Raw genomic sequence first — 22,662 nt, 5'->3', positions numbered from 1 at the left:
TTTTGTTATAATCCTTTCATCTGGTCCGCCCGGAGATTTTCCATAATACCGTGCAGCTTATTGACGAGCCGGGTAAGCTCCGCGGTATCCTCCGGCCCCAGCTCTTCCATCACTCTGTCGAACCAATAATGGAACTGCCGATGGGTTTTTTCAAGCTGTTCCGCTCCCTTTTCCGATAATTTCACATAAACGACCCGCCGGTCGCTTTTGGCCATGATCCGTTCCACAAGCTGCTTGTTTTCAAGGGAGTTCAGCATTTGGGAAACGGCGGGCCTGCTCATCTGCGCCGCCCTGCTCAGGTCGGTGACCTTCGCTCCGGGACTGCTTTCGCCCGCTTCCTGTGTCAGCCGATGAATCGTATGCAGCGTAAAATACTCGCCCCGGGATACGCCCTCCATCGACGGCCCCCACGCATGCGCCCTTTTCAGGTTGTGCATTGCTTGAATCAGTTTCTCCTTTTCCGCCTGGTCCATACATTCGCTCTCCTTTGTTCCATTCACGAATATTAAGTACATTAATAGTTAACTACATGAAACATTATTATACGCAATCTTTTCAATAAATCAAGACCCTTTTTTCATTTTTAACGCATTGTTTACAGACTATCCATATATTTACCGGATTCTGGCAAGTTATGACACATAAAAAATGCCCGCTCCAAACCAGCGACAGCTTGAAGGAAGGGCAAAAAAGAACATTGCCTCCCCCCGCCGAAAGCAGGAGAAGGCAATGGAACGAATTTCTCTGTGGGAGCCGCTGTAAAATCAGTTTGATAAGGGCAGATATTCCTTTTATACGCGACGATTAAGACTTTGCCGGCTGCTGCTCGACCGCGTCGGCGGCGGCTTCCAGCCACTGCGCGTTGACCAGTTCGACCAGCCCGGAATCGCAGTTTTTTGCGACCTCGGGGTCAAGCGGGCACTTGCCCAGGACCTTCAGACCGAATTTTGCGGCGATCTCTTCCACATGGCTCTCGCCGAAGGGCTTGATGATCCTGCCGCAGTCCGGGCACTTGACATAGCTCATATTTTCCACAATGCCGACAATCGGCACATTCATCATTTTCGCCATGTTCACCGCTTTGGCCACAATCATGGAAACAAGCTCCTGCGGGGAGGTGACAATGATGATGCCGTCCAGCGGAATGGACTGGAACACGGTCAGCGGCACATCGCCGGTTCCCGGAGGCATATCGACAAACATGTAGTCCACGTCCGTCCAGATCACGTCCGTCCAAAACTGCTTGACGGTATTTGCGATGATCGGGCCGCGCCAGACGACCGGCGCCGTTTCCTCATCCAGCAAAAGATTGACGGACATGACGTCGATACCGGTCTTGCTTTTGACCGGAAGCAGGCCGAGTTCGCTTCCCATGGCCTTCTGGTGAAGACCGAAGGCTTTAGGGATGGAGGGGCCGGTGATATCCGCATCGAGGATGGCGGTGTGGCTGCCGCGGCGGTTGAGAAGGACGGCCAGCATGGAGGTCACCATGCTTTTGCCTACGCCGCCTTTTCCGCTGACTACGCCGATCACTTTATTGATTTTGCTCATTGCGTTTGGGGCTTCCAGAAAATCGGCAGGGCCGGCAGCGCGGGAAGGGCAGTCCTCGCCGCAGGAATCGCAGTTATGCGTACAATTTTCTTCGCTCATGATAATCATCCTTCATTTCAAAATACGATCTGCGGCAAGCCGCAGAATCCAATCCATAGAACAGATATATTGTAAAATTATATACTAAATTTGTCAACTTTATCCCTGAAATATTTAAAAAACAGGCCATTCTGCCAAATCACAGGAACAGCCGGATTTTCTGTTTGCAAACCTTCCGGCATACAAAGAAAAGAGCGGGCAGGCTCCATTCAGAAAGAAGCCGCCCCGCCCTGAAAAATTCAAATTGCTACTGCCCCTGACAGCACTGACACGGAGAAACCCGTCATTTTTTGATATAGACGGTATATGGACGATCCATTTGGTACCCCAGCTTTTCCGCCAGCGCAACGGAGCGTAAGTCATGCGCGTCCCAGCTCGGATACAAACCGCGACTGAGACATTCCAAAATCAGCCTCGCACCGCAGGCCGTAGCAAGTCCTTTTCCCCGGAATTCAGACTTTGTGTCAATTTCAATCTCTATTCCGCCGTGATAAACGGTATAGGAGGAAGCCCCGGAGACCGGCTTGCCCTGATAAATTGCAGCAACGCCAAGACCTCTTTTATAATAATCACTGTAATCTATAAATTGCGAGCAGAAATCTTTCGACCAGTTCTCCAATGCGACAAGACCATAGATTCCCTCATCAAACATTTTGAGCTCATACTCTTTTCCCAAAGACTCTGCGTATTGAGTCAGCCTTTCAGTGTCGAAAGCGTCGGGCTGCTTTTTCATTGCATATCTGCATGTCTTTTCCACCCGGTCTCCCCAAACGGCTTCAATAAACGGATTCCATTTTTCGTCTTTTGGGGTGATAATCGGCGCCGCCGCCTTAGCTATAAGGCCACCGTCCGGCGTTCCCGCATAGAAGCAAAAATCTCCTACCACAATCTGAGCCGCCGACGGATTTTCCTCATCATCCGCAATTGCATATCCCATGCATCCCTGTAAGCATGACCAGATCAAGGTTTCGTCCCATTCTGAAAAGAATGGCGCAATCCTGCATATATCAAGCATCCTCTGAAATCCTTTCCCCTGCGCAGACCTCTGCCGATTTTTGGGCATATGGCAAGAAAGCGGACGGGCAGTCTCATTTGGATAGCCAATCCGGTAAACAAAGGTCAAAACTCCATTTTCAGACTGCGCAGGAACAAATCCGAAAGCACCGTTTTCGGCTCCTTTTTCCCGTTGATCACCACATCCACCGCGCGGCAGATCGGCAGTTCCACCCGGTACTCTTCCCCCAGCCTCAAAAGCGCCGTGGTGGTCGCCACCCCCTCGGCCAGCTCGCCGTAATTTTCTCCCCTGACAAACAGCTCGCCGAACCTGCGGTTATGGCTGAAGTCGGAAAAGACGGTCGCCTCGTAATCGCCCAGATGGCTGAGGCCGTAAGCGGTAATTTCATTGCCGCCCATCGCCTGGATCAGTCGCGCGATCTCCCTTGTCCCGCGGGACATCAGAGCGCCCTTCAGCGCGGTACGGTTCAGCCCGTCCAGCATTCCGCCCGCAATGCCGATGACATTTTTGGCGGCCGCGCCCACCTCGTTGCCCAGCAGGTCGGTCCCGTAATAAAAGCGGATCAAATCGCTTGAAAACGCCTTGACCAGATATTCCTTGATCTCCATGCTGTGGCTGTCAATGACCATGCAGTTGGGGATTCCCCTTACGAAATTCTGCACATGTCCCGGCCCGACCCAAATGGCACAGGGCACCTTCGGCGCGTATTCCTCCACAATCTGCGTCAGCCGCCTGCCCGTTTCCGCTTCCAGCCCTTTCATGCACAGCACAATCGTTTTGCCGCTCAGGCTGAACGCGGACAGCTCCCGCATCAGCGAGCGAAAGCTCTGCGCCCCGATGGAAACCACCAGGATTTCCGCAGTGCCCACCGTTTCGGCTAGATTTTCCGAAAGAACGATCCCTTTATTCAATGTAACCAGTCCATTGGTACGCGTCTCGAGAAGCGTGTTCATTTTCTGAGAGCCCGCGCGCCCATAGAGGGTAATACGATGATTTAATCTGTCAAGATACCATGCCAGGAAGCTGCCCCATCTTCCGCAGCCGATGACCGATATATCCATTCCATCGCCTCCTTTTTTTTATTATACCATGATCGCCCTGCTTTTTACAGCAATTCCTCTTGGAATCGGGCCCCGTTCATAAATGAAAATTGACGGATTTCAGGCGGAATAAACACGGCTCCCGATTTTACAGAAAGGGCCGGAACGAAATTCTCCCCCGCCGACAGCGGGGGAGAATGGATATTATAAAATTTCCAGCTCAAACCAGAACACGCTTCCGCTGCCCTCCTGGCTCTGCACGCCGTACGCGCCGCCGTGCATATCGAGGATGGCCTTTACAATGGAAAGTCCCAGCCCCGTGCCGATCTGGGCGCGCTTATGGGCTTTGTCTACCTTATAGTAACGGTCCCAGATATCGTTGAGTTTGTCCTCCGGAATCCCTTCACCGGTGTCGCGGACGGAAATTTTCACCCTGCCGTCCCGCACCAGCTGCGTAATTTCAACGACCTTATCGTTCCCGGTGTAGGTGATGGCATTGTTCACCAGATTGTAGACAACCTGGGAAATTTTCAGCTCGTCGGCGTTGACCGTCACGTCCTCATCGGCGTGAAAGGTAATGTTGTAATCCGTCAGCTTGGAATAGCGCTCCAGAATCGTCCGGATGCTCTGCGTCAGATTGAAATCGGCCCTGCTGAGCGGCTGTGTGCCGGACTGCAGCTTGGAAATATCGAGAACGTCGTTGACCAGCGTGGTCAGGCGTGTGGCTTCGTCGATGATGATCTGTACGTTTTCCGGGGTGTTTTCCCCGGGCAGATCGCGCATGACCTCGCTGTAGCCGGTAATCATGGTCAGCGGCGTACGCAGGTCGTGGGAGATATTCGCGATCAGGTCCCGGCGAAGCGCCTCGGTTTTGGAAAGCTCCTTCGCCGCGTAGTTCAGGGTCTGGCCCAGCTCCGATATCTCCCTGTAGCCCGTCTCATCGAAGGATACGTCGTATTTCCCGGTACCGAGGACCTTTGCCGCCTCGTTGATTTTGATGATCGGCTTCGAGATCTTTTTGGACAGGAACAGCGCGAGCAGAAGGGACAGGATCAGCATAACAACGGTGATGCAGACAAGCTGAACCCGCAGGGTGTTTACGGTGGAATCGATCGGCGAAATGGTGGAATTGAGCAGCACCATTTGACGGGTGCCGTCCTTTTTCTCCACAATCTGCGCGTAGATAATACTTTCCGCGCGCGGCGGCTCAAGCCTGCGCTGATAATTTTCCACGCTGAAATCGCGCGTCAACCGCTCAAAATAAGTACCGCCCTGCGCTTTTGTCACGGCGTAGACCTGTGCAAGATTGAAAAGGCTCAGACGGCTGATAACGCTGTTCGGCAGGGAATCTTCCTTATAGTAGATCACTCCGTTCTGGTCGGAGACAATAATGCACATCTGGTTTCTCTGCGAAAGGCTCTGCACCGTTGCGGACAGGTCGTCGGAATCGATGTTTTTTGCGATCGTCTGGGCGGACGTCCTGATTTCTCGGGTTTTAATGGCTTTATAGAAGCTGTTCAGAAAGACCACCTGAAACACCCACAGCAGGACCAGGATCACTGCCGTAAAACCGGCGAAAGAGGCAAAAATGCGCCATTTGATTCCGATGCGCTCAAAGTGTTCTTTCAACTTCAAAGCGGTACCCCACCCCTCGTAACGTGACAATGAACTTGCTGTATTGCTTCAGGCTACGGCGAAGCAGCTTGATATGGGTATCCAGCGTACGGTCGTCCCCGTAAAAATCATAGCCCCACACATTGGTAATCAGCTTTTCCCGCGTCAAAGCAATGTTCTTATTGTTGACAAGATAGAAAAGAAGGTCGTACTCCTTGGGGGACAGGTCGACCTTTTCCCCGTCCACGGTGACGATCCGCCCCGTGAAGTCGACGGTCAGGCCCTCAAACCGCTGTACCTCCTTCTGAGCCGCGGCGCTTTCCGGGCTGGCGCGCTTGATGATGGCGTGAATCCGCAGCATCAGCTCCTTCGGGGAAAACGGCTTGACGACATAGTCGTCGATCCCCAGCTCAAACCCGTGGATTTTGTCGTATTCTTCGCCCCGCGCGCTGAGCATCAGGACGGGCGTGGTGCTGTATTTGCGGATTTCCCGTACGGCGGAAAACCCGTCCAGCTCCGGCATCATAACGTCCATCAGGATGATATCGAAATCGTTGGGATGGCTTCGGCAGATGGAAACCGCCTCCATACCGTCCCCGGCCTCGGTGACGGTATGTCCCTCAAACGTGGCATATTTTTTAATCAGTTCTCTGATCTTTTCCTCGTCGTCCACTACTAAAATATGATACAAGCTGTCCGCCTCCGCTTTTTCCTTCAATTTATACATCATGATTATAAAAGATCATTGTGAAGACTTTGTGACCGTTCAACGATCGTTTGATACAATTCCCCGTGGAAAACCGCAGAACGGGATGGCTTTATTGTATCACAGATCATGCTTGCAGGAACAGTGTTTTTATGCAATAATGAAATTATAATGATAAGATGGATGGGGTATGAAGATGAAAAATCCATACGCGCCCGCAAATCAATTATTCCCCAAAAAGCGCACAAAGCTGCGCTTATTTTGCGGCGTAAAATATTATACCCTGAAAAGGTATTTCAAGTGGATGCTGAATGCCGGGCAATTCGCCCGCACGTTCAGCCGCGCCCCCCTGCCCTGTCTTTGCTTTGCTCACGCGACCCCGCTGCTGCGCAGCCTGAAGGATGTCGACATGCAGCTGCAGTATCATAAAATCTCCAACCTGAAGCTGGCCGCCGAAAAGCTGGACGGCATTCTGCTCCGCCCGGGGGAAACGCTTTCCTATTGGAAAGCGATCGGCAGGCCGACGCGCCGCAAAGGCTACCTGGAAGGCATGGTGCTGTTCTGCGGCACGGTACAGCGGGGAATCGGCGGCGGGCTCTGCCAGCTTTCCAATCTGATTTACTGGATGACACTGCATACCGGGCTGACCGTTACAGAGCGCTACCGCCACAGCTACGACGTATTCCCGGACTCCGGCCGCACACAGCCGTTCGGCAGCGGCGCGACCTGTTTCTACAATTACCGGGACCTGATGATTAAAAACGAGACCTCCGCGACTTTTCAGCTTTGCCTGCGGGTTACGGATACCGAGCTCCAAGGGCAGTGGCGCTCTTCCGCAGAGCCGTACTGCACCTACGAGGTGTACGAAAGGGAGCATCATATCACACACGAATACTGGGGCGGCTACACCCGAAACAACGTGCTGTACCGGAAAGCCTTCCGGCCCAACGGCACCCTATTGCAGGACGACTATCTTTGCGAAAACCACGCGATCATGATGTACGCACCGTTTCTGGAAGCCGGAGACAAAGAAGCTGCGGCAGACGAATGAAATCTGCCGCAGCTTCCTGGTAATGTATATGGATACTTGGGGGTATGAATTAGTCAAAAACGCCTGTGGAGAGGTAGCGTTCACCGGTATCCGGCAGCAGCGCCACAATCAGTTTCCCCTTGTTTTCCGGGCGTTTTGCAAGCTGGGTCGCTGCAAACGCGGCGGCGCCGGAGGAAATACCGACGAGCAGTCCCTCGCTGGAAGCGAGGTGCTTGGTGGTTGCAAAAGCGTCCTCATTGGCAACAGTAATCACTTCATCCAGAATGTCCGTGTTCAGAATGTCCGGAACAAAGCCCGCGCCGATGCCCTGAATCTTATGAGGGCCGGATTTGCCTTCGCTGATAACCGGAGAAGAAGCGGGCTCCACGCCGACGATCTTCACGTTCGGATTCTGGGATTTCAGGTATTCGCCGACACCGGTAATGGTGCCGCCCGTTCCGATACCGGCAACAAAAATATCGACTTTTCCGTCGGTATCACGCCAGACTTCGGGTCCGGTCGTCTCACGGTGAATCTTCGGGTTCGCCGGGTTCACAAACTGGCCGGGAATATAGGAATTCGGAATTTCTTTCGCAAGCTCATCCGCCTTCGCAATCGCGCCCTTCATGCCTTTGGCGCCCTCGGTAAGAACCAGCTCGGCTCCCAAAGCGGCAACCAGCCTGCGGCGCTCAACGCTCATGGTTTCCGGCATGGCAAGGATCAGACGGTAGCCCTTTGCCGCTGCGACAAAGGCAAGGCCGACGCCGGTGTTGCCGCTGGTCGGCTCAATGATGGTGGTATCTTTATTGATAAGCCCTTTGTCCTCCGCGTCCTTGATCAGCGCGTAGCCGATTCTGTCCTTAACGGAAGAAAGAGGATTGAAATATTCCAGCTTCGCCGCAACGGTCGCTTCCAGACCTTTTTCCTTTTCATAATTCGTCAGTTCCAGAAGCGGAGTGTTTCCAATCAGTTCGGTTAAATTTTTAGCGATAGACATAATCATCTCTCCTTAATTCATGATATTGAAGGTAACAAATTTTTTTGGGGCATCAATCTGCTTGGCAAGCTGCAACAATAAATATTGCGCCCCGCTCTAAGAAAGAACAGCCGGTTCACCAACATTCCCCCAATCAATATTAAACATATCTATTTAGTAATGTATTCGATTTGACTTTATTATAGAACCCATATATGATAATGTCAATAGGAAAAGTAATATTTTTTATTGCAACGATTGTAAAAACATAGTATCATGTTTAATAAGGAATTACAAAACAAGGAGTGGCCTATGAAACTTTCTACAAAAAGCCGCTACGCGCTGGAAGGAATGCTGTATCTGGCAGTCTTCGGCAATGAAAAGCTGCTGAGCATCAAGGAATTGTCCTCGGGGATTCAGGTTTCGGCAGCATATATGGAGCAGATCTTTTTCAGTCTGAAAAAGGCCGGACTGGTGTCCACCATACGCGGCGCGAAGGGCGGTTTTGTCCTGAATCAGCCGGAGGACGAGATTACCGTCGGCAAAATTATTCGCGCGATGGAAGGCAATATGGTGCCCGTCGAGTGCGTGAGCAGCCTGTCCGCCTGCAAAAGCAAGGTACGGTCAAGCTGTATCAGCCGGAACGTATGGGTGCGGATTTCCGCGGCAATATCCGATACGGCCGACAGTCTGACCCTGCGGGAGCTGAAGGAAAAATATATCGCGGAAAACGGAGGGCGCTCATGAAAATCTCAACAAAAGGAAGATACGGGCTGCGCGCCCTGATCGATCTTGCGATGAACAGCGGAGAGGGCTGTGTCTCCCTCTCCGGAATTTCCCAGCGGCAGGACCTGTCCCTCAATTATCTGGAAAGTATTTTCGCTTCCCTGAAGCGCGCGGGAATCGTCATCGGAATTGCGGGCGCTCAGGGCGGCTATGTGCTGGCGAAGCCGGCGGAGGAGATCACCCTGCGGGACATTATGACCGTGCTGGAGGGCGATATGTCGGTTTACGACAATCTGGGAGAAAGAACCAGCATCCGCAGCTTTCTGAACCGCAACGTCTGGGATGTGATTGACCGCAGTGTGGACGAGGTCCTGACCGGCACCACGCTGGAGGATGTGCTCAAGGATATTGAAGCCCGGCACCTTTCCGCCGATTGCTCGGAACTGTAATATCCGTCTGTAAAAAAAGAAGGAACGCCCATGGACTGAAATCAGTTCGTCGGAGCGTTCCTTTTCTTTATTTTATTGTATCTGCGTCACAGTCAGTTCCCGACCTCAATGCTGATTTCGTTGAACTTATCCGTCAGGTCCTTGATGGCCAGCTCGTTTTTCCGCTCTCCGGCGGCATCGACCACAATCCCGCCGTGGTGCATCATTACCAGCCGGTCGCCGTAATTGACGGCGAATTTCAGATTGTGCGTCACCATCAGCGTCGTCAGCTTTTTTTCACGGACAAACCGTTCCGTGAGCTCCATGACATTTTCACTGGAGCGCGGGTCGAGCGCCGCGGTGTGTTCGTCCAGGATCAGAAGATCAATCGGCGTCATGGTGGAAATGAGCAGCGCCAGCGCCTGACGCTGGCCGCCGGAAAGGCTGGCGACCGGCAGATCGAGCTTTTCTTCCAGGCCGAGCTTTAACAGCTCCAGCTGTGAACGGTAAAAATCGATTTTCCTTTTATTGACCCCAAGCTGCAGCCCGAAGGAACCGCCCTTATTGTCCGCAAGCGCCATATTTTCCAGAATGGTCAGCTCGGGGCAGGTCCCTTTCGACGGGTCCTGAAAAACACGTCCGATGAATTTGGAATGCTGATACTCTTTCAGCCGGCTGATTTCCTGATGGTTCACGGAAACGCTGCCACTGTCGACGGCGATACTTCCGCAGAGGAGGTTGAGGATGGTGGTCTTTCCGGAGCCGTTGCTGCCGATGACGGAAACAAACTGTTCCTTCTCGATTTCCAGATTGAAATCGGTAAACAGCACCACCTCGTTGACCGAACCGGGGTTGAAGGTTTTATAAATATGCTTCATACTGACGAAGCTTTCGCCCGTCTCAGATTTGGGTTGGATTGACATTTTGCTTTTTCCCCCTCCCCATGAACATATTGTTGGATATCAGCGCGACGGTGAAAAGGACCGCCATCAGCAGCTTCAGATAATTGGTCGGCAGGCCGAGCTGCATGGCGATCACGAGGCACGCTTTATAAATAACAGCGCCCAGGATCGCCGCCGTGGTGGCTTTCATCAACTTGATTTTCCGGAACAGGTTCGTGCCGATAATCACCGAGGCAAGCGCCATTACCACCATGCCCGTTCCGCTGGCCACGCTGGCGGACTCCGTCTGCTGGCTTAAAATGCTGCCTGCCAAAGCCGTACAGCCGTTGCCGATGGCAAGGCCGATGACCTTCATGGTTCCGGGGTTCCTGCCGAGAGAGGTGACATACTGCGCGTTGTCCCCCGAAGCACGGAGCAGCAGACCGGATTTGGTCTTCAGGTACCCGTCCAGCAGGAGCTTTACAATGACGCAGGAAACCGCGGCGATGACCACCACCCGGTAATTTTCCGGAAGTCCGCCCGCCAGCAGGCCGGAAAACCCGGAATTGAAAATGGTGTTTTTGTCGTAAAACGGCATTACCGCGCTGCCTTTGGTAATGACAAGGTTCACACTCCAAAGTCCGGTCATCACGAGAATACCGGAAAGAAGGTCGGTAATCCCCAGCCGCACGTGCAGGAAGCCCGTCAGGCAGCCCGCGGCGGCGCCGCAGACAAAGGCCGCCAGGCACGCCAGCCAGGGGTCGGTTCCGACGGTAATCAGCGCCGCCGTCACACACGCCCCGAGCGGGAACGTCCCGTCGACCGAAAGGTCCGGGAACCCCAGAACGCGGTAGGTGATGTATACGCCAACAGCCATGATCCCGTAAATGAAGCCCTCTTCCAGCACATTGACAACCAGGCCCAGAATGATATCCATTGAGCGTTTACCAGCTTTCTGTTATTTCGTTACCGCCGTGGCGTCGGAATATTCCGACGGCAGAGTCAGGCCGAGCTTATCCATGACCGCTTTGTTGTAGACGGGGGTGCAGTCCTTGACCATATAAACCGGCGTTTCGGAAGCTTTCGCTTCCCCTTTCAGGATTTTCGCCGCCATCTTCCCGGTTTCCTTGCCCAGGGCGACATAGTCGATGCTCTGGGATGCAAGGCAGCCATTTTTCACCTGTTCCTCTTCCGAGCCGAAAACGGGGATGCTTGCTTTTCCGGCCGCCTGAAGAACGGAGGAAAGATTGTCGACGACATTATTATCGGTAAAATTATTGATGCAGTCAACGCCCTTGGAAACGGCGGTCGCGGCCGCGGCGGCAACCTCGGAGGCGTTGGTCACGCCGACGTCGACAACTTCAAAGTTGTATTTCGGGGCAAGCTCCTTGAACTGCGCGAGCTGGGAAACGGAATTCGGCTCGCTGGTGGTGTAGAGGATGCCGATTTTTTTCGCATTCGGCAGGAACGCGCGGATCATTTTGATCTGCTGTTCAAGCGGAAGCACGTCGGACGAACCCGTGCAGTTGACTTCCGGCTTTTCGTTGGATTTAACGATTCCCGCGGCGACCGCGTCGGAAACGGCGGTGAACACAACGGGAATATCGGTGCTTTTTGCCGCGCTGTACGCGGACATGGCCGCCGGGGTGGCGATTCCCATCATCATGTCGTATTTCTTGGAAACCATGTTTTTCGCGATCAGGTCGCCGTTCGCGTTATCGCCCTGCGCGTTTTGAAAATCAATGGTGATATTGTCCCCGTCTTTGAGTCCGGCTTCTTCCAGACCCGCTTTAAACCCGGTGTAGCAGTTGTCGAGCGAGGGATGCGTCGCGTACTGAATGACGCCGATCTTGAAATTTTTCGCCGCGCCCTGGCTCTGTGCTTCCGAACCGGCTGCGCTTGCCGCGGAGCTGGCCGCCGCACCGGACGAACACGCCGTAAAGAAAGCTGCCAGCGCCACTGCAAGGACCCCCGCCATGACTTTTTTTACTGTATGATAAAATCTGTTTTTCATTGTCGTTTCCTCCTGAAAGTTAAGTTGTTTCGTTCTTGCCGCGGTTGATTGACACCGCCTCGCCATCGTATCCCGTACATTGCCATTTCCGTCACTCCTTAACCTGGATTTTAAAAATAAAAAAGCCCTTGCCCCTGAAAACAGGGACAAGAGCGTTCGCTCCTGTGGTACCACCCAAATTGACGGTTAAACCGCCCGCTTTTTCCATACACGACTTTCCATGATGTATGCTTCCTTGGTAACGGGCGAAGTTCCCGTCAAAAGCTACTGGGCAGAGCCAACTGCTCCGCTTTTCATTTTGCCCTCATAAGTCCATTCAGCCTGCCGCACTCCTCCGCAATCCCACCATCTGCGGCTCTCTACGCGAGCGATCTGCCTGCCTACTACTCTTAATCATCGGTTTGTGGCTTTTATTCTCTTTGACAGCTATTATATGCAAAACACAGAAACTTGTCAAGCACTATTTTTTTCTTTTCGCGGTTCCGGGCCTGATGAGATCGTAGCTCTGGCCGATCCATGTGTAAATTTCCTGCTCTGGAACGGAACCGTCCACCTTTACGGTATTCCAGTGAACCTTGTTCATATGATAGGCAGGCGTCACCGCGGGATAAGCGCCGCGCAGCAAATCGGCAAACATCGGGTCGCACTTCAGATTGATATTAACGGCCCCGCCGCGCTCATAAACAAAGGCAAAAGCTTTTTTGTTGACCCGGTGCCGCAGAACGGCCCACGCCTGTGCCGATTCGGGATCGTCGTCAAACGGATAATCTTCATATGCGCCGGAAAATGTCAGGCAAAATTCGATCAGCCCGTGTTTTGTCAGCATATCGCAGTTCTCCTCTTCCTTATTAGTATCATGAAATATTCTCCATCATGTATTCCAAAAAACTATTCAAATTGTAAGCGATTTTCGCGTAAAGTCAAGAGAATTCCGGCCGATATAAAGATTATATAAAGAAAAAACATTCCTTTCGCGGGGACTACATATTTATGTAATCCTGTCGATATTTAGTATAGAAGAGGTTTGATTCCTGTCGAATAATACAATAAAAGAATTATTTTAAATTGAAAAAATAAGTTCGGGAATAAGCTTCTTTACCTATTATGTTCACATGCATTTTTAAGATATCGGAGGAATTTCGTTTGGATATTTCAGTTGTTTTGGGAATTGTGATTTCGTTTGGTGCTTTGATTCTGGGATACACGTTGGAGCACGGAGTGCTGAGTTCCCTCTTTCTGCTGAGTCCCTTCGTCATTGTTTTTGGCGGTACCATGGGCGCCGTTGTACTTTCCTACAAGCTTACCGATATTCTGTCGGCATTTAAGTCCTTGGTCGGTACGTTTTCCAACAAATCGTTGGGAAATCCAACCAAGGTCATTGAAAAAATCACCTTTATGGCCGATGCCTGCCGGCAGGGAGGAATCCTGAAGCTGCAGGAGCTGATCAACGACTCTGAGCTGGACAGCAGCGAATTTCTTGTTTTAAAATCCGGCATGGTGCTGGCGCTGGACATGAAGTCCGACGAGGAAATCCAGTACGCCCTGGAATCCAACATCCGTGCCTATACGGCACAGAAGCAGATGGAAATATCCGTATTTACCAGCGCCGCGGGCTTCTCTCCCACAATGGGTGTTATCGGCACCGTAATGGGACTGATTCAGGTACTGTCGAACATGACCGACGCGGCGTCGCTCACGGCTTCCATCGGCGTCGCTTTTATCGCTACGCTGTACGGCGTCGTAATGGCGAACCTTGTGTATATGCCCTTTGCCAGCCGCCTGAAAGGTGTTTTGAAGCGGCAGCAGATTTTAAGGGAAATGATGACGGAAGGAATCTGCATGATCGCACGCGGAGAATCTTCGCGCAGCATCGAAAATAAGCTTTCCGTCTATTACCAGCTATTTCCGCACGGCGATAAAAAGTATAAGGAAGGTATCGAGAAATAAATCAGGGGGAAACATATGGCTATTAAAAAGCATGTTGCTTCAGAGCATGAAGAAGAAGAAAACAGCGAGAGATGGCTTCTGACCTATTCCGATATGATTACCCTTCTGCTCGCTTTATTTATTATTCTCTATTCCATGAGTACCATCGACGCGAAAAAAGTCGCAAAAATGGCTGAGAATTTCGGCACGGCGATGGGCAACGGTTACTCCACAACCGCTAATGCGGTAGGAACAGGTACAGGGACGGGTACTGGCACTGGCACGGACACGGGAACCGGCACAGGAACGGGAACCGGCACGGGCGGAACGGCAGTAAATCCCGACGCACTGGATCAGGTTTACGACGTGCTGGAAAACTATGTCGAGAAAAATAATCTGCAAAACTCGGTCGGCCTTGTCAATTCAGACACCTACGTAAAGATACACCTGAAGGATACCCTGATGTTTATTCCGGACAGCGCCAAAATGCTGCCCTCCAGCGAGCCGGTGCTTCACGAAATTGAAGGCGCCCTGTCACAGGTATACGACCGCATCGATTACATCACCATCAGCGGGCATACCGCGGACGTCGGCGAACATACCGTCGCGAGCGACCAGGTTTCCTGGAGGCTGTCCACGGAGCGCGCCATCACGGTAATGAACAGCTTTGTCAGCTACGGAATGAAACAGGACAAGCTGTCGATACAGGGCTTCGCCCATTTTTCGCCGATTGCTTCCAACCTCACCGAGGAAGGCCGGGCCAAAAACCGCAGAGTAGAGATCACCGTGGTCAAAAACCCTCCTGCCGATAAAACGGAAAGCAAGGCAAATTAAAGAAAAATTCCAACTGTTTTGAACTGCTGACGAAATTAGAAAGATTCCCGGATAAAAAGAACTCCGTCTTAAAAACATAGAAACTGAGTTTCTGTATAAAAGTCCCAAGCCGGTACAGAATATTAAAAAGTAATTTTTAATAAAGAGGTGCCGACCATGACAAATTTACATTGTGACGTAATGACCTGTGCCAACAACAGGGACAACTTTTGCTGCAGACCCGAAATTCAGGTCAGCGGCCGTCAGGCCCAGGACAGCGAGGAAACCTGCTGTTCTTCTTTTCTGGACGCGACGGATGGCGCGCAGAACTCTGTTGGCTGTTCCCTTCCCAATACGGCTCTGGACATCTACTGTGAAGCGGAAAACTGCCGGTTTAACTCAAACGAGCGGTGCGACGCGAATGAAATCAGCGTCCAGTCCGGAAACGCCCAGCCGCATTCACAGTCCGCAACGGCATGTGCCAGCTTTGAGAACAGATAGGATTTCGGAAATCCCCATAACAACAGACGGAATGAGCAGCGCCGCAGGGCGCCGCTCATTTTTTATATCTGGAATTGATGGGGATATCTTCCTGTCATATTTTGTAACAATTGTTGTGATACGGTCATACATATGCTATACTGTTTGTGTTAATTTTACTTGTTGATTAGAAGGTGCTAAGATGAATCATAATAAAAATGACAGCAGGAGGGGACTGGCCCTTCTGACGGCCGGGCTGCTGCTTTTATCCGGCTGCGGCGGAAATAAGCAAACCGCTTCCAGCGCCGCTCCCGCGAGTTCCGCAGTACAGAGCGAGGTTTCTTCCGCGGTAAGTTCACAGGAGGCCTCCTCGGTGGCGCCGCCCGCATCCTCTCAGCCGGAAAATTCCGATGCGGTGCAGGAAAGCGCCAAAGCCGACGCAAGCTACCTTGACGACGCGGTGTTTATTGGGGATTCCGTCTCTCTGAAGCTGAAAAACTATGTCACCGCGAAGCGCAAAACAGAGGCGGGCTTCTTTGGGAAAGCCCAGTTTCTGGCCGCCGGCAGCATGGGCAGCGGCAACGCGCTGAAGCCCCTCGGTACTTCTTCCATCCACCCGCTCTATAACGGAAAGAAGGCTCTTCTGGAAGACAACGTTGCGGCGATGGGCGCGAAAAAAGTTTACATTATGCTGGGAGCCAACGACCTGGCCCTGTACGGCATTGACGGTTCCGTAGAAAACATGTCCAAGCTCCTTGCGAAGATTCAGGAAAAATCCCCGGACGCCAAGCTGTTCGTTCAGTCCGCGACCCCCATCATCAAGGAGCAGCAGATGACAACCCTGAACAATCCGAATCTTTCCGCTTACGACGCGAAGCTGGCGGAAATGTGCAAAAAGAACGGATATTATTACATTGACGTTGCGTCGGTCATGCGTGACAGCGACGGGAACCTGATTCCCGAATACTGCAGCGACCCCAACGACCTCGGAATCCATTTTACGGACAAGGCCTGTCAGGTATGGATTGATTACATTTTGACACATACTGTAAAATAAGGGAGAATACCGATGAAAAAGCTTTTATCATTGCTGCTCGCCGCGGCAATGCTCTGTTCTCTGGCCGCGTGCGGCGGCGGCGGAACAAAACAGGCCGACCTGACCAAGGTGATGGCGGATATGAAGGCGGTCCTCTCCAATAAGGAAATGACGGAGTATTCCGCCGAGGACCTGATGCCGAATTACGGAATTGACACCGCAGACGTCAAGCAGTTTGCCGCCTACGTCGATTCGACCGGCATCAAAGGCGACGAGATCATCTTTCTGGAGGGAAAGGACGCCGACGCGGCCAAGCGGATCAAGGAAAAACTGGACGCCCGCTACCAGCAGAAGGAAACCGAAATGAAGGACTATCTGCCGGAGGAATACGCGATGCTGAAAAAATGCGGCGTCAACCAGAACGGAAATTACGTCAGCATGATCGTCTCTCCCCAATACGAGGAGCTGAATAAAATATACGATGCCGCGGTCAAGGGATAAACAGACGCGGAACGGCTTTCCTAAAAACAATGGTACAAAAGCCCGGAGGAACGTGAAATCATGTTCTTCCGGGCTTTTTTCCGCTTTACTCCCTCCGGCGTGCCGGGCACGCCACCTCCCTCGCAGAGGGAGGCAAGGATCAAAAGGCGGCAAACTTCTAATGTCACACTTTGATTTTGTCAAGCACCTCGCCGATGCTGCCCTGAATCACCAGATTGGCGTTGCGGTCCTGCGGGGTACTGGTGCGGTTGATCAGGAGCAGCCGATCCCCGCCGTAGTAGTCGATCAGGCTTGCCGCCGGATAAACCGCAAGTGAGGTCCCGCCGATGATCAGCATGTCCGCGCGCTCGATCGCCTCTACCGCGCCGTAAAGCGTGCGCTGATTAAGCCCTTCCTCGTACAGCACCACATCTGGCTTAACGGTGCCGCCGCAGGTACAGGTCGGAATTCCCGTGCTGTTCAGGATGAATTCCGCGTCGTAAAGCTTATGGCAGCGCCGGCAGTAGTTGCGGTGAACGGAGCCGTGCAGCTCGTAGACCGTTTTGCTCCCCGCCGTCTGATGCAGGCCGTCGATATTCTGCGTGACCACCGCGGTCAGTTTTCCCGCCCGTTCCAGCTCGGCAAGCTTCCTGTGGGCGGCGTTCGGCTTTGCGGTCAGGCAAAGCATCTTGGCCCGGTAAAAATCGTAAAATTCTTTCATATGCGTTTCATAAAAACTGTGGCTCAGCATCGTTTCGGGAGGATAGCGGTAATGCTGGTGGTACAGTCCGTCCACGCTGCGGAAATCCGGGATTCCGCTTTCGGTGGAAACGCCGGCTCCTCCGAAAAACACGATGCGTTTGCTCTCGTCAATCATGCTCTGCAGCTTTTCAATATTCTGTTCCATTACACATCCTCCATTCTTCGCTCTTTCTATTTTGCGCCTATGGCGGCAATTTTTCAAGAGAAAATTCTTCCGGAATAAAAACACCCGGTTTGCATAACAGATTGATTTCGACTATAATAATACAGAATATAAAGACGGGGCGGTGGCTTTGAAAATGCAGGAAAAGGCTTTGAGAATCATCAACGAGGTAAAAAAAGCAGTGGTCGGAAAAGACGTGATTGTCCGGAAAGTGCTGATGGTGATTCTGGCGCAGGGACATATCCTTCTGGAGGACATCCCCGGCGTTGGAAAAACGACGCTGGCCCTTGCCTTTTCCAAGGCAATGTCCCTTGATTACAAACGGGTCCAGTTCACGCCAGACGTAATGCCGACCGATGTAACGGGATTTTCCATCTACAACAAGGCGACCGGCTTATTGGAGTACAAGCCCGGCGCGGCGCTGTGCAACCTGTTTCTGGCCGACGAGATCAACCGTACCTCCAGCAAGACGCAGTCCGCGCTTCTGGAGGTCATGGAGGAGGGCAGCATCACGGTCGACGGAATCGCCCACCCCACCCCGAAGCCCTATATCGTGATTGCGACCCAGAACCCCATCGGCTCGGTAGGCACGCAGATGCTGCCGGATTCCCAGCTCGACCGCTTTATGGTGCGGCTGACCATGGGGTACCCCGAGCTGCGCGACGAAGTGGAAATTTTGAAGCGCAAGCAGGGCGAGGACCCGCTGGAATCGGTCCGGAAAGCCGCCGACGCGCGGGAAATCATCGCCATGCAGAACGAGACGGACACCGTTTACCTTTCAGACGATCTGTACGCATACATTGCCCGGCTGGTGGGCGCGACCCGTGAAAACGGCCTGATCCGGCTGGGCGCGAGCCCGCGCGGCTCCATCGCGCTCGTCAAAATGGCGCAGGCGAACGCCTATCTTTCCGGCAGGGACTATGTGGTCCCGAAGGACGTGCAGTCCGTCTTCACCGACGTGGTGGAGCACCGGATGATTCTGAAGCCCCAGGCGAAAATAGGCAACGTGACCGCAGCCGGCCTGCTCAGGGACATTTTAAGGGATGTCCCCGCGCCCGCCGTCGCGCAGAAATAGGGGCGCGCCATGTTCCGCTGTCGTGCCGCCTACTGCGCAGTGCTTGCCGCCGCAATTCTGTTCTTTCTCTTTTTTAAAGAATATCTGGCCTTCTTCACGCTGGTGCTGATTCTTATCCTGCCGTTCTTCTCGTGGCTGTTTCTGGTGCTCGCCGTACGCAAAATAACGGCGGAGCTTGCGGCGCAGAATGTCACCCCGTACAAAAATCAGGAATTTTCTCTGTATATTACCCTGAAAAACGCGTCCGCCTTTCCCCTGCTCCGCGCAAAGCTGCACTTCTCCTGTGTAAACTCTCTCAGCGGCGAAAGGCAGGAGCAAACCCTGTTCACGCCGGTAAACGCCCGCTCGGAGCAAACCGCGGAATACCGGATGCAGTCCCGTTACTGCGGCCGTGTCTCGGTAAAGCTGACGCAGCTTCAGTACTATGACCCACTCGGAATTTTTCGTATCAGCCGGAAACCGGACCTTCAGGCCGAATGCTTTATCGCTCCCCGGGTGCATCCGATCGATTCTTCCATCGATATGACGGCGGCCGCGGGCACCGAAAGCAATACCTACTCGGAAGAAAAGCCGGGAGACGACCCGTCTGAAATTTTCGACGTGCGTGCGTTCCGCAGCGGCGACCGCCTGCGCAGCATCCACTGGAAGCTCAGCTCCAAGCTGGACGAGCTGATGGTAAAGGAATTCGGCCTTCCGGTCGACAGCGGGATTCTTGTGCTGCTGGAGCTGCTCTCGCCGGACAGGGAGGTGCTGGACGCACTGATGGAAACAGCCGCCTCTTTATCGCATTTCTTTACGGAAAACCAGATCATCCACCGAATCGAATGGTACGGAAAAGAAGAGGACCGGCTGCATACGTCGCTGATTCAGAGCGACGAGGATCTGGCCTCTCTGCTGAACAGCCTGCTTTCCGCGCAGTCCTACCGCGAGGAGCCGTATGTCCTGAAGTCCCGCAGCAAGACGGAGCAGGACGCCGGAAGCTTTTCTCACGCCGTTTATATCACGGGAAAACTGACCGAAGCGCTTACGGAGCTTTGTGACCGGCCGAACGGGGAAAAGATCACCGTGCTGGCTGTCGGAGCAGAAACGGACGACGAACAGCTCCGGCTGGCGGACGCGCTGCGCGCGATGAACGCGGAAGTGGTAACGGTCTATCCTGAAAAAATTCAGCAGTGCCTTTCCGGCCTGATTCTATAAAGGAACAGGTGAGCCGCATGAATACTGAAAATCATCTGCCGGATTCCCCCGGCCTGAAAATTTCCCCGCCCCGCCTGAGCGGACAGACTCCGTCGCCCGTAAGGAACACGGTGTTCCGGCTGATGCTGATTCTGTCCGGCGTTTTCGGCGCGGGCTGGTGTTTTATTTCCGCCTTCGCGCTCCCCGTGTTTCCCCTGACGGTTTTATCCTACACTCTGCTGTTTACCGTCGTATTCGCGCTGATCCATTCCTTTAAACGCTTTCAGCCCCTGCTGCTGCTGGTCTTTTGTCTGGCGTACTGCGCGGCGGTCTGGTACCTGCGCCAATTGATTTTTCAGGGCTTCCTCATCACCGTCAACCGGATGATGACCGCCTACGCGGAGCATTCCGACTTTGAATTCCCCATTTACCTTGTTTTGGCCCCGGCGGCGCAGTATTCCCAGCTATGCACGCTGTTTGTGCTGTTTGTGCTGTTCCCCGTCACGGGCCTGATGAGCAACGCCGTCATCAAGCGGAAGAGCTTCTGGCTGGCCTTTTTGTCCACGTTTCCCTTTTTGCTTGCGGCGCTGGCCTTTACGATCACGCCGTATTTCCCCGCCGTGCTTCTGCTGTCTCTCTGCTGGACGCTGCTGATACTGACGCGCCTGTCCGCTGAAAAAAAGAAGCGTTCCGCCAAGGCGAAGGGCTTTTCCGTGAGAAACGACGCGGTATCGTCCCGAAGCGGCCTGCTGATGATTCCGGCGGTCCTTATAAGCTTCGCGCTGATTATGGGCACGTTTCCCCCGCAGAGCTACCGGCATCCCGAGGGGGCGGAAAAGCTGCGCACGGAGCTGATCGACACCGCGACGGACGGCACCTTTCTGAACGGCGGCAAAGCCTTTGCCGGAAACGTTTCCCATGTGGACCTGTCCGGCGCCGGAAAAGTGGAATTTACCGGAAAAACCGCCCTGCGCGTCAAGACGGACCAGCCGTATCCCCTCTACCTCAAAAGCTTTGCCGGAAGCGTCTATACCGGCTCAAGCTGGGAGCTGCTTCCGGATTCCGACTACACCGGCATCAACCAAAAGCTGGACGGACTGAACGTTCAGAACCTATCCGGGCAGTACGCCTCCCTGTCCCGCCGCGGAAACACCCCGGACTTTCAGCCGTTTGGGCTTCAGGTTCAAAATATCGCGGCGGCAAAGCAATGTATTTATGCGCCGTACAACCTGACCACTACCCCGCAGCAGATTTCGGGCGTGCGGTTTATCAACGACGCATTTATCCGCTCCGGTGCTCTTTTCGGCACCGGGCAATACAGCTTTTACGCATACGCCCTGTCGGAAGAGGCGACCCGATCCGCTCCGTGGAGTATCCTTTTCACGCTGGCCCCGAATTCCATGTTCAGAACAAGGGACGCGGCCGATTATTTAAACGCACAGAGCAGACTGGACAGCCTGAATTCCACTAATATTGCGGATTATTACAAAAGTACGCTTCCCGATGATCTCCTGAACAAACTGGATGGGGAAACCAAAACCTTTATCAGTAAGGAGCAGGAGTACCGGCTGTTTCTGTACGGCAAATATACGCAGCTGCCGCAGGGTACAAGAGAAAAGACAGTAAGCCTGATGAAGCAGGATGAGCGGCTGAACGGATTCTTTGTACAGGACTTAGCGAGTTCCTACTCTTATTCGTCTGTAGACCGCATTGCCAACGCGGTCAAAAGCTATCTGAGCGACCACTGTTACTATACCCTTTCGCCGAAAAAGCCGCCGAAGGGAAGGGACTTCGCCGACTATTTCCTGTCGGAGAGCCACGAGGGCTACTGCGTCCATTTTGCTACCGCCGCCGCTGTGATGCTGCGGGCCATGGGCGTTCCGGCCCGCTACGCGGAAGGCTATATCGTCACGACCGGGGATTATCTGAACGCGGGAAGCGACGGCTGGGCGGATATCCCCGACAGCCGGGCGCACGCCTGGGTGGAGCTTTACTCCCCGGGGCTGGGCTGGCAACCGTTCGACGTCACGCCCGGTTTCAATCCGGCCCGGAATCTGACGCAGGACAACAATCCGGTAAATCAGCCCCCGGTTCCCAGCACGGAATCCAGCAATCCATCCGCGGAAAGCGCAGTGCAGAGCGAACCGGAAACCGCTTCTTCCCAGCCCGCGCAAACCGAATCGTCTCCGTTTGCAAGCTCCGCCCCCGGCGCGGGGCCGCAGGGAACCCCGGATCTGAGCAATTCCACTTTGCCGCTTGTCCTTATCATCGCTTCTATTGCCCTTCTGCTTGCCTGTACGGCGTTAAAGCGCAGAATCGCACTAGCACACCGTTTGAAATTATTTGCGCACACAGACGTCAACAGGGCCGCAATCGCGGTCTATGCCTATCTCACAAAGCTCACGGAATACGGCGGAGAAATCAGTGAGGAAATCAGCGGCCTCGCGCTGAAAGCCCGGTTCAGCCGTCAGGGAATCACGGAAAAGGAAAGAAAAGTGATGACGGACTATGCGGAGCAAACGGCGCGCGAATGCTACGGACGCCTGCCGAGGGCAAAGCGCTTCGCATTCAAGTATGTGGACAATTTGATTTAGCTGCGCAAAACGATCGAAAAGCACCGGGAGCGGATGGATATTCCGCCCCCGGTGCTTTCGCTTGTAAAATAATTACA

The 22,662-nt window shown here is 53.3% G+C and carries 23 protein-coding genes; 11 read left to right on the top strand and 12 right to left on the bottom strand.

Features of this window, described 5'->3' with window-relative positions:
- Positions 1–5: 5 nt before the first annotated feature.
- The 6 genes from ACRQU7_RS06475 to ACRQU7_RS06450 all read right to left on the bottom strand — a co-directional run bounded on the left by ACRQU7_RS06475 (position 6) and on the right by ACRQU7_RS06450 (position 6,010).
- Positions 6–473 (bottom strand): MarR family transcriptional regulator, encoded by a 468-nt coding sequence (locus ACRQU7_RS06475; protein ID WP_052010478.1) that lies wholly within the window; start codon positions 471–473, stop codon positions 6–8.
- Positions 474–804: 331 nt separating this feature from the next.
- Positions 805–1,650, bottom strand: coding sequence for an Mrp/NBP35 family ATP-binding protein (locus ACRQU7_RS06470; RefSeq protein ID WP_141827664.1), 846 nt, complete (start codon positions 1,648–1,650; stop codon positions 805–807).
- Between the two features lie 283 nt (positions 1,651–1,933).
- Positions 1,934–2,773, bottom strand: coding sequence for a GNAT family N-acetyltransferase (locus ACRQU7_RS06465; protein WP_444644613.1), 840 nt, complete (start codon positions 2,771–2,773; stop codon positions 1,934–1,936).
- A complete protein-coding gene (locus ACRQU7_RS06460; RefSeq protein WP_038323729.1) occupies positions 2,770–3,726 on the bottom strand; it encodes an NAD(P)H-dependent glycerol-3-phosphate dehydrogenase in 957 nt (318 codons plus the stop codon). Before ACRQU7_RS06460 ends, ACRQU7_RS06465 begins: the two co-directional genes overlap by 4 nt.
- 183 nt (positions 3,727–3,909) lie before the next feature.
- A complete protein-coding gene (locus tag ACRQU7_RS06455) occupies positions 3,910–5,340 on the bottom strand; it encodes a sensor histidine kinase (RefSeq protein WP_444644611.1) in 1,431 nt (476 codons plus the stop codon).
- Complete coding sequence (locus ACRQU7_RS06450) at positions 5,318–6,010, bottom strand: response regulator transcription factor (RefSeq protein ID WP_038323728.1); 693 nt, start codon at positions 6,008–6,010, stop codon at positions 5,318–5,320. Before ACRQU7_RS06450 ends, ACRQU7_RS06455 begins: the two co-directional genes overlap by 23 nt.
- A gap of 205 nt (positions 6,011–6,215) precedes the next feature.
- Here ACRQU7_RS06450 and ACRQU7_RS06445 point away from each other — a divergent pair, with 205 nt between their 5' ends.
- The gene (locus ACRQU7_RS06445) at positions 6,216–7,076 is read left to right on the top strand and encodes a VanW family protein (protein ID WP_444644608.1); all 861 of its coding nucleotides are present in this window, start codon (positions 6,216–6,218) and stop codon (positions 7,074–7,076) included.
- A 49-nt stretch (positions 7,077–7,125) separates the two neighbouring features.
- On the opposite strand, the gene cysK is transcribed toward ACRQU7_RS06445, so the two are convergent.
- Positions 7,126–8,055 carry a cysteine synthase A gene (gene cysK, locus ACRQU7_RS06440; RefSeq protein ID WP_096832482.1) on the bottom strand — a complete coding sequence of 310 codons (930 nt, stop codon included), beginning with the start codon at positions 8,053–8,055 and terminating at the stop codon, positions 7,126–7,128.
- A gap of 288 nt (positions 8,056–8,343) precedes the next feature.
- Between cysK and ACRQU7_RS06435 the strand changes: the two genes are divergently transcribed.
- Both ACRQU7_RS06435 and ACRQU7_RS06430 read left to right on the top strand, forming a co-directional pair.
- Positions 8,344–8,778, top strand: a complete 435-nt coding sequence (locus tag ACRQU7_RS06435; protein WP_038323359.1) for an RrF2 family transcriptional regulator — start codon at positions 8,344–8,346, stop codon at positions 8,776–8,778.
- On the top strand, positions 8,775–9,206 hold the full coding sequence (locus ACRQU7_RS06430; RefSeq protein WP_444644606.1) for an RrF2 family transcriptional regulator: 432 nt from the start codon (positions 8,775–8,777) through the stop codon (positions 9,204–9,206). Before ACRQU7_RS06435 ends, ACRQU7_RS06430 begins: the two co-directional genes overlap by 4 nt.
- A gap of 92 nt (positions 9,207–9,298) precedes the next feature.
- Here ACRQU7_RS06430 and ACRQU7_RS06425 read toward each other — a convergent pair whose 3' ends face one another.
- The 4 genes from ACRQU7_RS06425 to ACRQU7_RS06410 form a co-directional block, all read right to left on the bottom strand.
- Entirely contained in the window at positions 9,299–10,108 is an 810-nt protein-coding gene (locus tag ACRQU7_RS06425; protein WP_444644604.1) for an ABC transporter ATP-binding protein, read from the bottom strand.
- Positions 10,086–11,003 carry an ABC transporter permease gene (locus ACRQU7_RS06420; protein WP_038323356.1) on the bottom strand — a complete coding sequence of 306 codons (918 nt, stop codon included), beginning with the start codon at positions 11,001–11,003 and terminating at the stop codon, positions 10,086–10,088. Before ACRQU7_RS06420 ends, ACRQU7_RS06425 begins: the two co-directional genes overlap by 23 nt.
- Before the next feature lie 21 nt (positions 11,004–11,024).
- Positions 11,025–12,080 (bottom strand): ABC transporter substrate-binding protein, encoded by a 1,056-nt coding sequence (locus tag ACRQU7_RS06415; RefSeq protein WP_444644602.1) that lies wholly within the window; start codon positions 12,078–12,080, stop codon positions 11,025–11,027.
- A 460-nt stretch (positions 12,081–12,540) separates the two neighbouring features.
- On the bottom strand, positions 12,541–12,906 hold the full coding sequence (locus ACRQU7_RS06410) for an MmcQ/YjbR family DNA-binding protein (protein WP_444644600.1): 366 nt from the start codon (positions 12,904–12,906) through the stop codon (positions 12,541–12,543).
- A gap of 317 nt (positions 12,907–13,223) precedes the next feature.
- Here ACRQU7_RS06410 and ACRQU7_RS06405 point away from each other — a divergent pair, with 317 nt between their 5' ends.
- From ACRQU7_RS06405 to ACRQU7_RS06385, 5 genes are all read left to right on the top strand, one after another.
- The gene (locus ACRQU7_RS06405) at positions 13,224–14,027 is read left to right on the top strand and encodes a MotA/TolQ/ExbB proton channel family protein (protein WP_038323353.1); all 804 of its coding nucleotides are present in this window, start codon (positions 13,224–13,226) and stop codon (positions 14,025–14,027) included.
- A 15-nt stretch (positions 14,028–14,042) separates the two neighbouring features.
- Positions 14,043–14,840, top strand: a complete 798-nt coding sequence (locus tag ACRQU7_RS06400) for a flagellar motor protein MotB (RefSeq protein WP_444644597.1) — start codon at positions 14,043–14,045, stop codon at positions 14,838–14,840.
- Between the two features lie 156 nt (positions 14,841–14,996).
- A complete protein-coding gene (locus ACRQU7_RS06395; protein WP_038323352.1) occupies positions 14,997–15,320 on the top strand; it encodes a DUF1540 domain-containing protein in 324 nt (107 codons plus the stop codon).
- Positions 15,321–15,501: 181 nt separating this feature from the next.
- Positions 15,502–16,356, top strand: coding sequence for a GDSL-type esterase/lipase family protein (locus tag ACRQU7_RS06390; RefSeq protein WP_141827655.1), 855 nt, complete (start codon positions 15,502–15,504; stop codon positions 16,354–16,356).
- A 12-nt stretch (positions 16,357–16,368) separates the two neighbouring features.
- On the top strand, positions 16,369–16,836 hold the full coding sequence (locus tag ACRQU7_RS06385; protein WP_444644595.1) for a DUF4358 domain-containing protein: 468 nt from the start codon (positions 16,369–16,371) through the stop codon (positions 16,834–16,836).
- Between the two features lie 163 nt (positions 16,837–16,999).
- Here the strand turns inward: ACRQU7_RS06385 and ACRQU7_RS06380 are convergent, their stop codons facing one another.
- A complete protein-coding gene (locus ACRQU7_RS06380; RefSeq protein WP_444644593.1) occupies positions 17,000–17,722 on the bottom strand; it encodes an NAD-dependent protein deacylase in 723 nt (240 codons plus the stop codon).
- A gap of 154 nt (positions 17,723–17,876) precedes the next feature.
- Here ACRQU7_RS06380 and ACRQU7_RS06375 point away from each other — a divergent pair, with 154 nt between their 5' ends.
- From ACRQU7_RS06375 to ACRQU7_RS06365, 3 genes are read left to right on the top strand one after another with little or no spacing between them, the layout of a single operon-like run.
- The gene (locus ACRQU7_RS06375) at positions 17,877–18,815 is read left to right on the top strand and encodes an AAA family ATPase (protein ID WP_444645526.1); all 939 of its coding nucleotides are present in this window, start codon (positions 17,877–17,879) and stop codon (positions 18,813–18,815) included.
- 9 nt (positions 18,816–18,824) lie between these two features.
- Entirely contained in the window at positions 18,825–20,012 is a 1,188-nt protein-coding gene (locus ACRQU7_RS06370) for a DUF58 domain-containing protein (protein WP_444644591.1), read from the top strand.
- A gap of 17 nt (positions 20,013–20,029) precedes the next feature.
- Entirely contained in the window at positions 20,030–22,585 is a 2,556-nt protein-coding gene (locus ACRQU7_RS06365) for a transglutaminase-like domain-containing protein (protein ID WP_444644589.1), read from the top strand.
- Positions 22,586–22,662 lie beyond the last annotated feature (77 nt).

The organism is Caproiciproducens puteiluti (genome assembly GCF_052442865.1).
Lineage (GTDB): Bacteria > Bacillota > Clostridia > Oscillospirales > Acutalibacteraceae > Caproiciproducens.
The sequence above is the reverse complement of the archived record's forward strand: the minus strand, read 5'-3'. Positions and strand labels throughout refer to the sequence as shown.

Excerpts from the sequence above, each read along its gene's own strand:
- ACRQU7_RS06385 (WP_444644595.1), top strand. The coding sequence starts at position 16,369 with ATGAAAAAGCTTTTATCATTGCTGCTCGCCGCGGCAATGCTCTGTTCT.
- ACRQU7_RS06400 (WP_444644597.1), top strand. The coding sequence starts at position 14,043 with ATGGCTATTAAAAAGCATGTTGCTTCAGAGCATGAAGAAGAAGAAAAC.
- ACRQU7_RS06445 (WP_444644608.1), top strand. The coding sequence starts at position 6,216 with ATGAAGATGAAAAATCCATACGCGCCCGCAAATCAATTATTCCCCAAA.
- ACRQU7_RS06430 (WP_444644606.1), top strand. The coding sequence starts at position 8,775 with ATGAAAATCTCAACAAAAGGAAGATACGGGCTGCGCGCCCTGATCGAT.
- ACRQU7_RS06470 (WP_141827664.1), bottom strand. The coding sequence starts at position 1,650 with ATGAGCGAAGAAAATTGTACGCATAACTGCGATTCCTGCGGCGAGGAC.
- ACRQU7_RS06395 (WP_038323352.1), top strand. The coding sequence starts at position 14,997 with ATGACAAATTTACATTGTGACGTAATGACCTGTGCCAACAACAGGGAC.
- ACRQU7_RS06420 (WP_038323356.1), bottom strand. The coding sequence starts at position 11,003 with ATGGATATCATTCTGGGCCTGGTTGTCAATGTGCTGGAAGAGGGCTTC.
- ACRQU7_RS06425 (WP_444644604.1), bottom strand. The coding sequence starts at position 10,108 with ATGTCAATCCAACCCAAATCTGAGACGGGCGAAAGCTTCGTCAGTATG.
- ACRQU7_RS06390 (WP_141827655.1), top strand. The coding sequence starts at position 15,502 with ATGAATCATAATAAAAATGACAGCAGGAGGGGACTGGCCCTTCTGACG.
- ACRQU7_RS06475 (WP_052010478.1), bottom strand. The coding sequence starts at position 473 with ATGGACCAGGCGGAAAAGGAGAAACTGATTCAAGCAATGCACAACCTG.
- ACRQU7_RS06415 (WP_444644602.1), bottom strand. The coding sequence starts at position 12,080 with ATGAAAAACAGATTTTATCATACAGTAAAAAAAGTCATGGCGGGGGTC.
- ACRQU7_RS06365 (WP_444644589.1), top strand. The coding sequence starts at position 20,030 with ATGAATACTGAAAATCATCTGCCGGATTCCCCCGGCCTGAAAATTTCC.
- ACRQU7_RS06410 (WP_444644600.1), bottom strand. The coding sequence starts at position 12,906 with ATGCTGACAAAACACGGGCTGATCGAATTTTGCCTGACATTTTCCGGC.
- ACRQU7_RS06460 (WP_038323729.1), bottom strand. The coding sequence starts at position 3,726 with ATGGATATATCGGTCATCGGCTGCGGAAGATGGGGCAGCTTCCTGGCA.
- ACRQU7_RS06370 (WP_444644591.1), top strand. The coding sequence starts at position 18,825 with ATGTTCCGCTGTCGTGCCGCCTACTGCGCAGTGCTTGCCGCCGCAATT.
- ACRQU7_RS06375 (WP_444645526.1), top strand. The coding sequence starts at position 17,877 with ATGCAGGAAAAGGCTTTGAGAATCATCAACGAGGTAAAAAAAGCAGTG.
- ACRQU7_RS06380 (WP_444644593.1), bottom strand. The coding sequence starts at position 17,722 with ATGGAACAGAATATTGAAAAGCTGCAGAGCATGATTGACGAGAGCAAA.
- ACRQU7_RS06435 (WP_038323359.1), top strand. The coding sequence starts at position 8,344 with ATGAAACTTTCTACAAAAAGCCGCTACGCGCTGGAAGGAATGCTGTAT.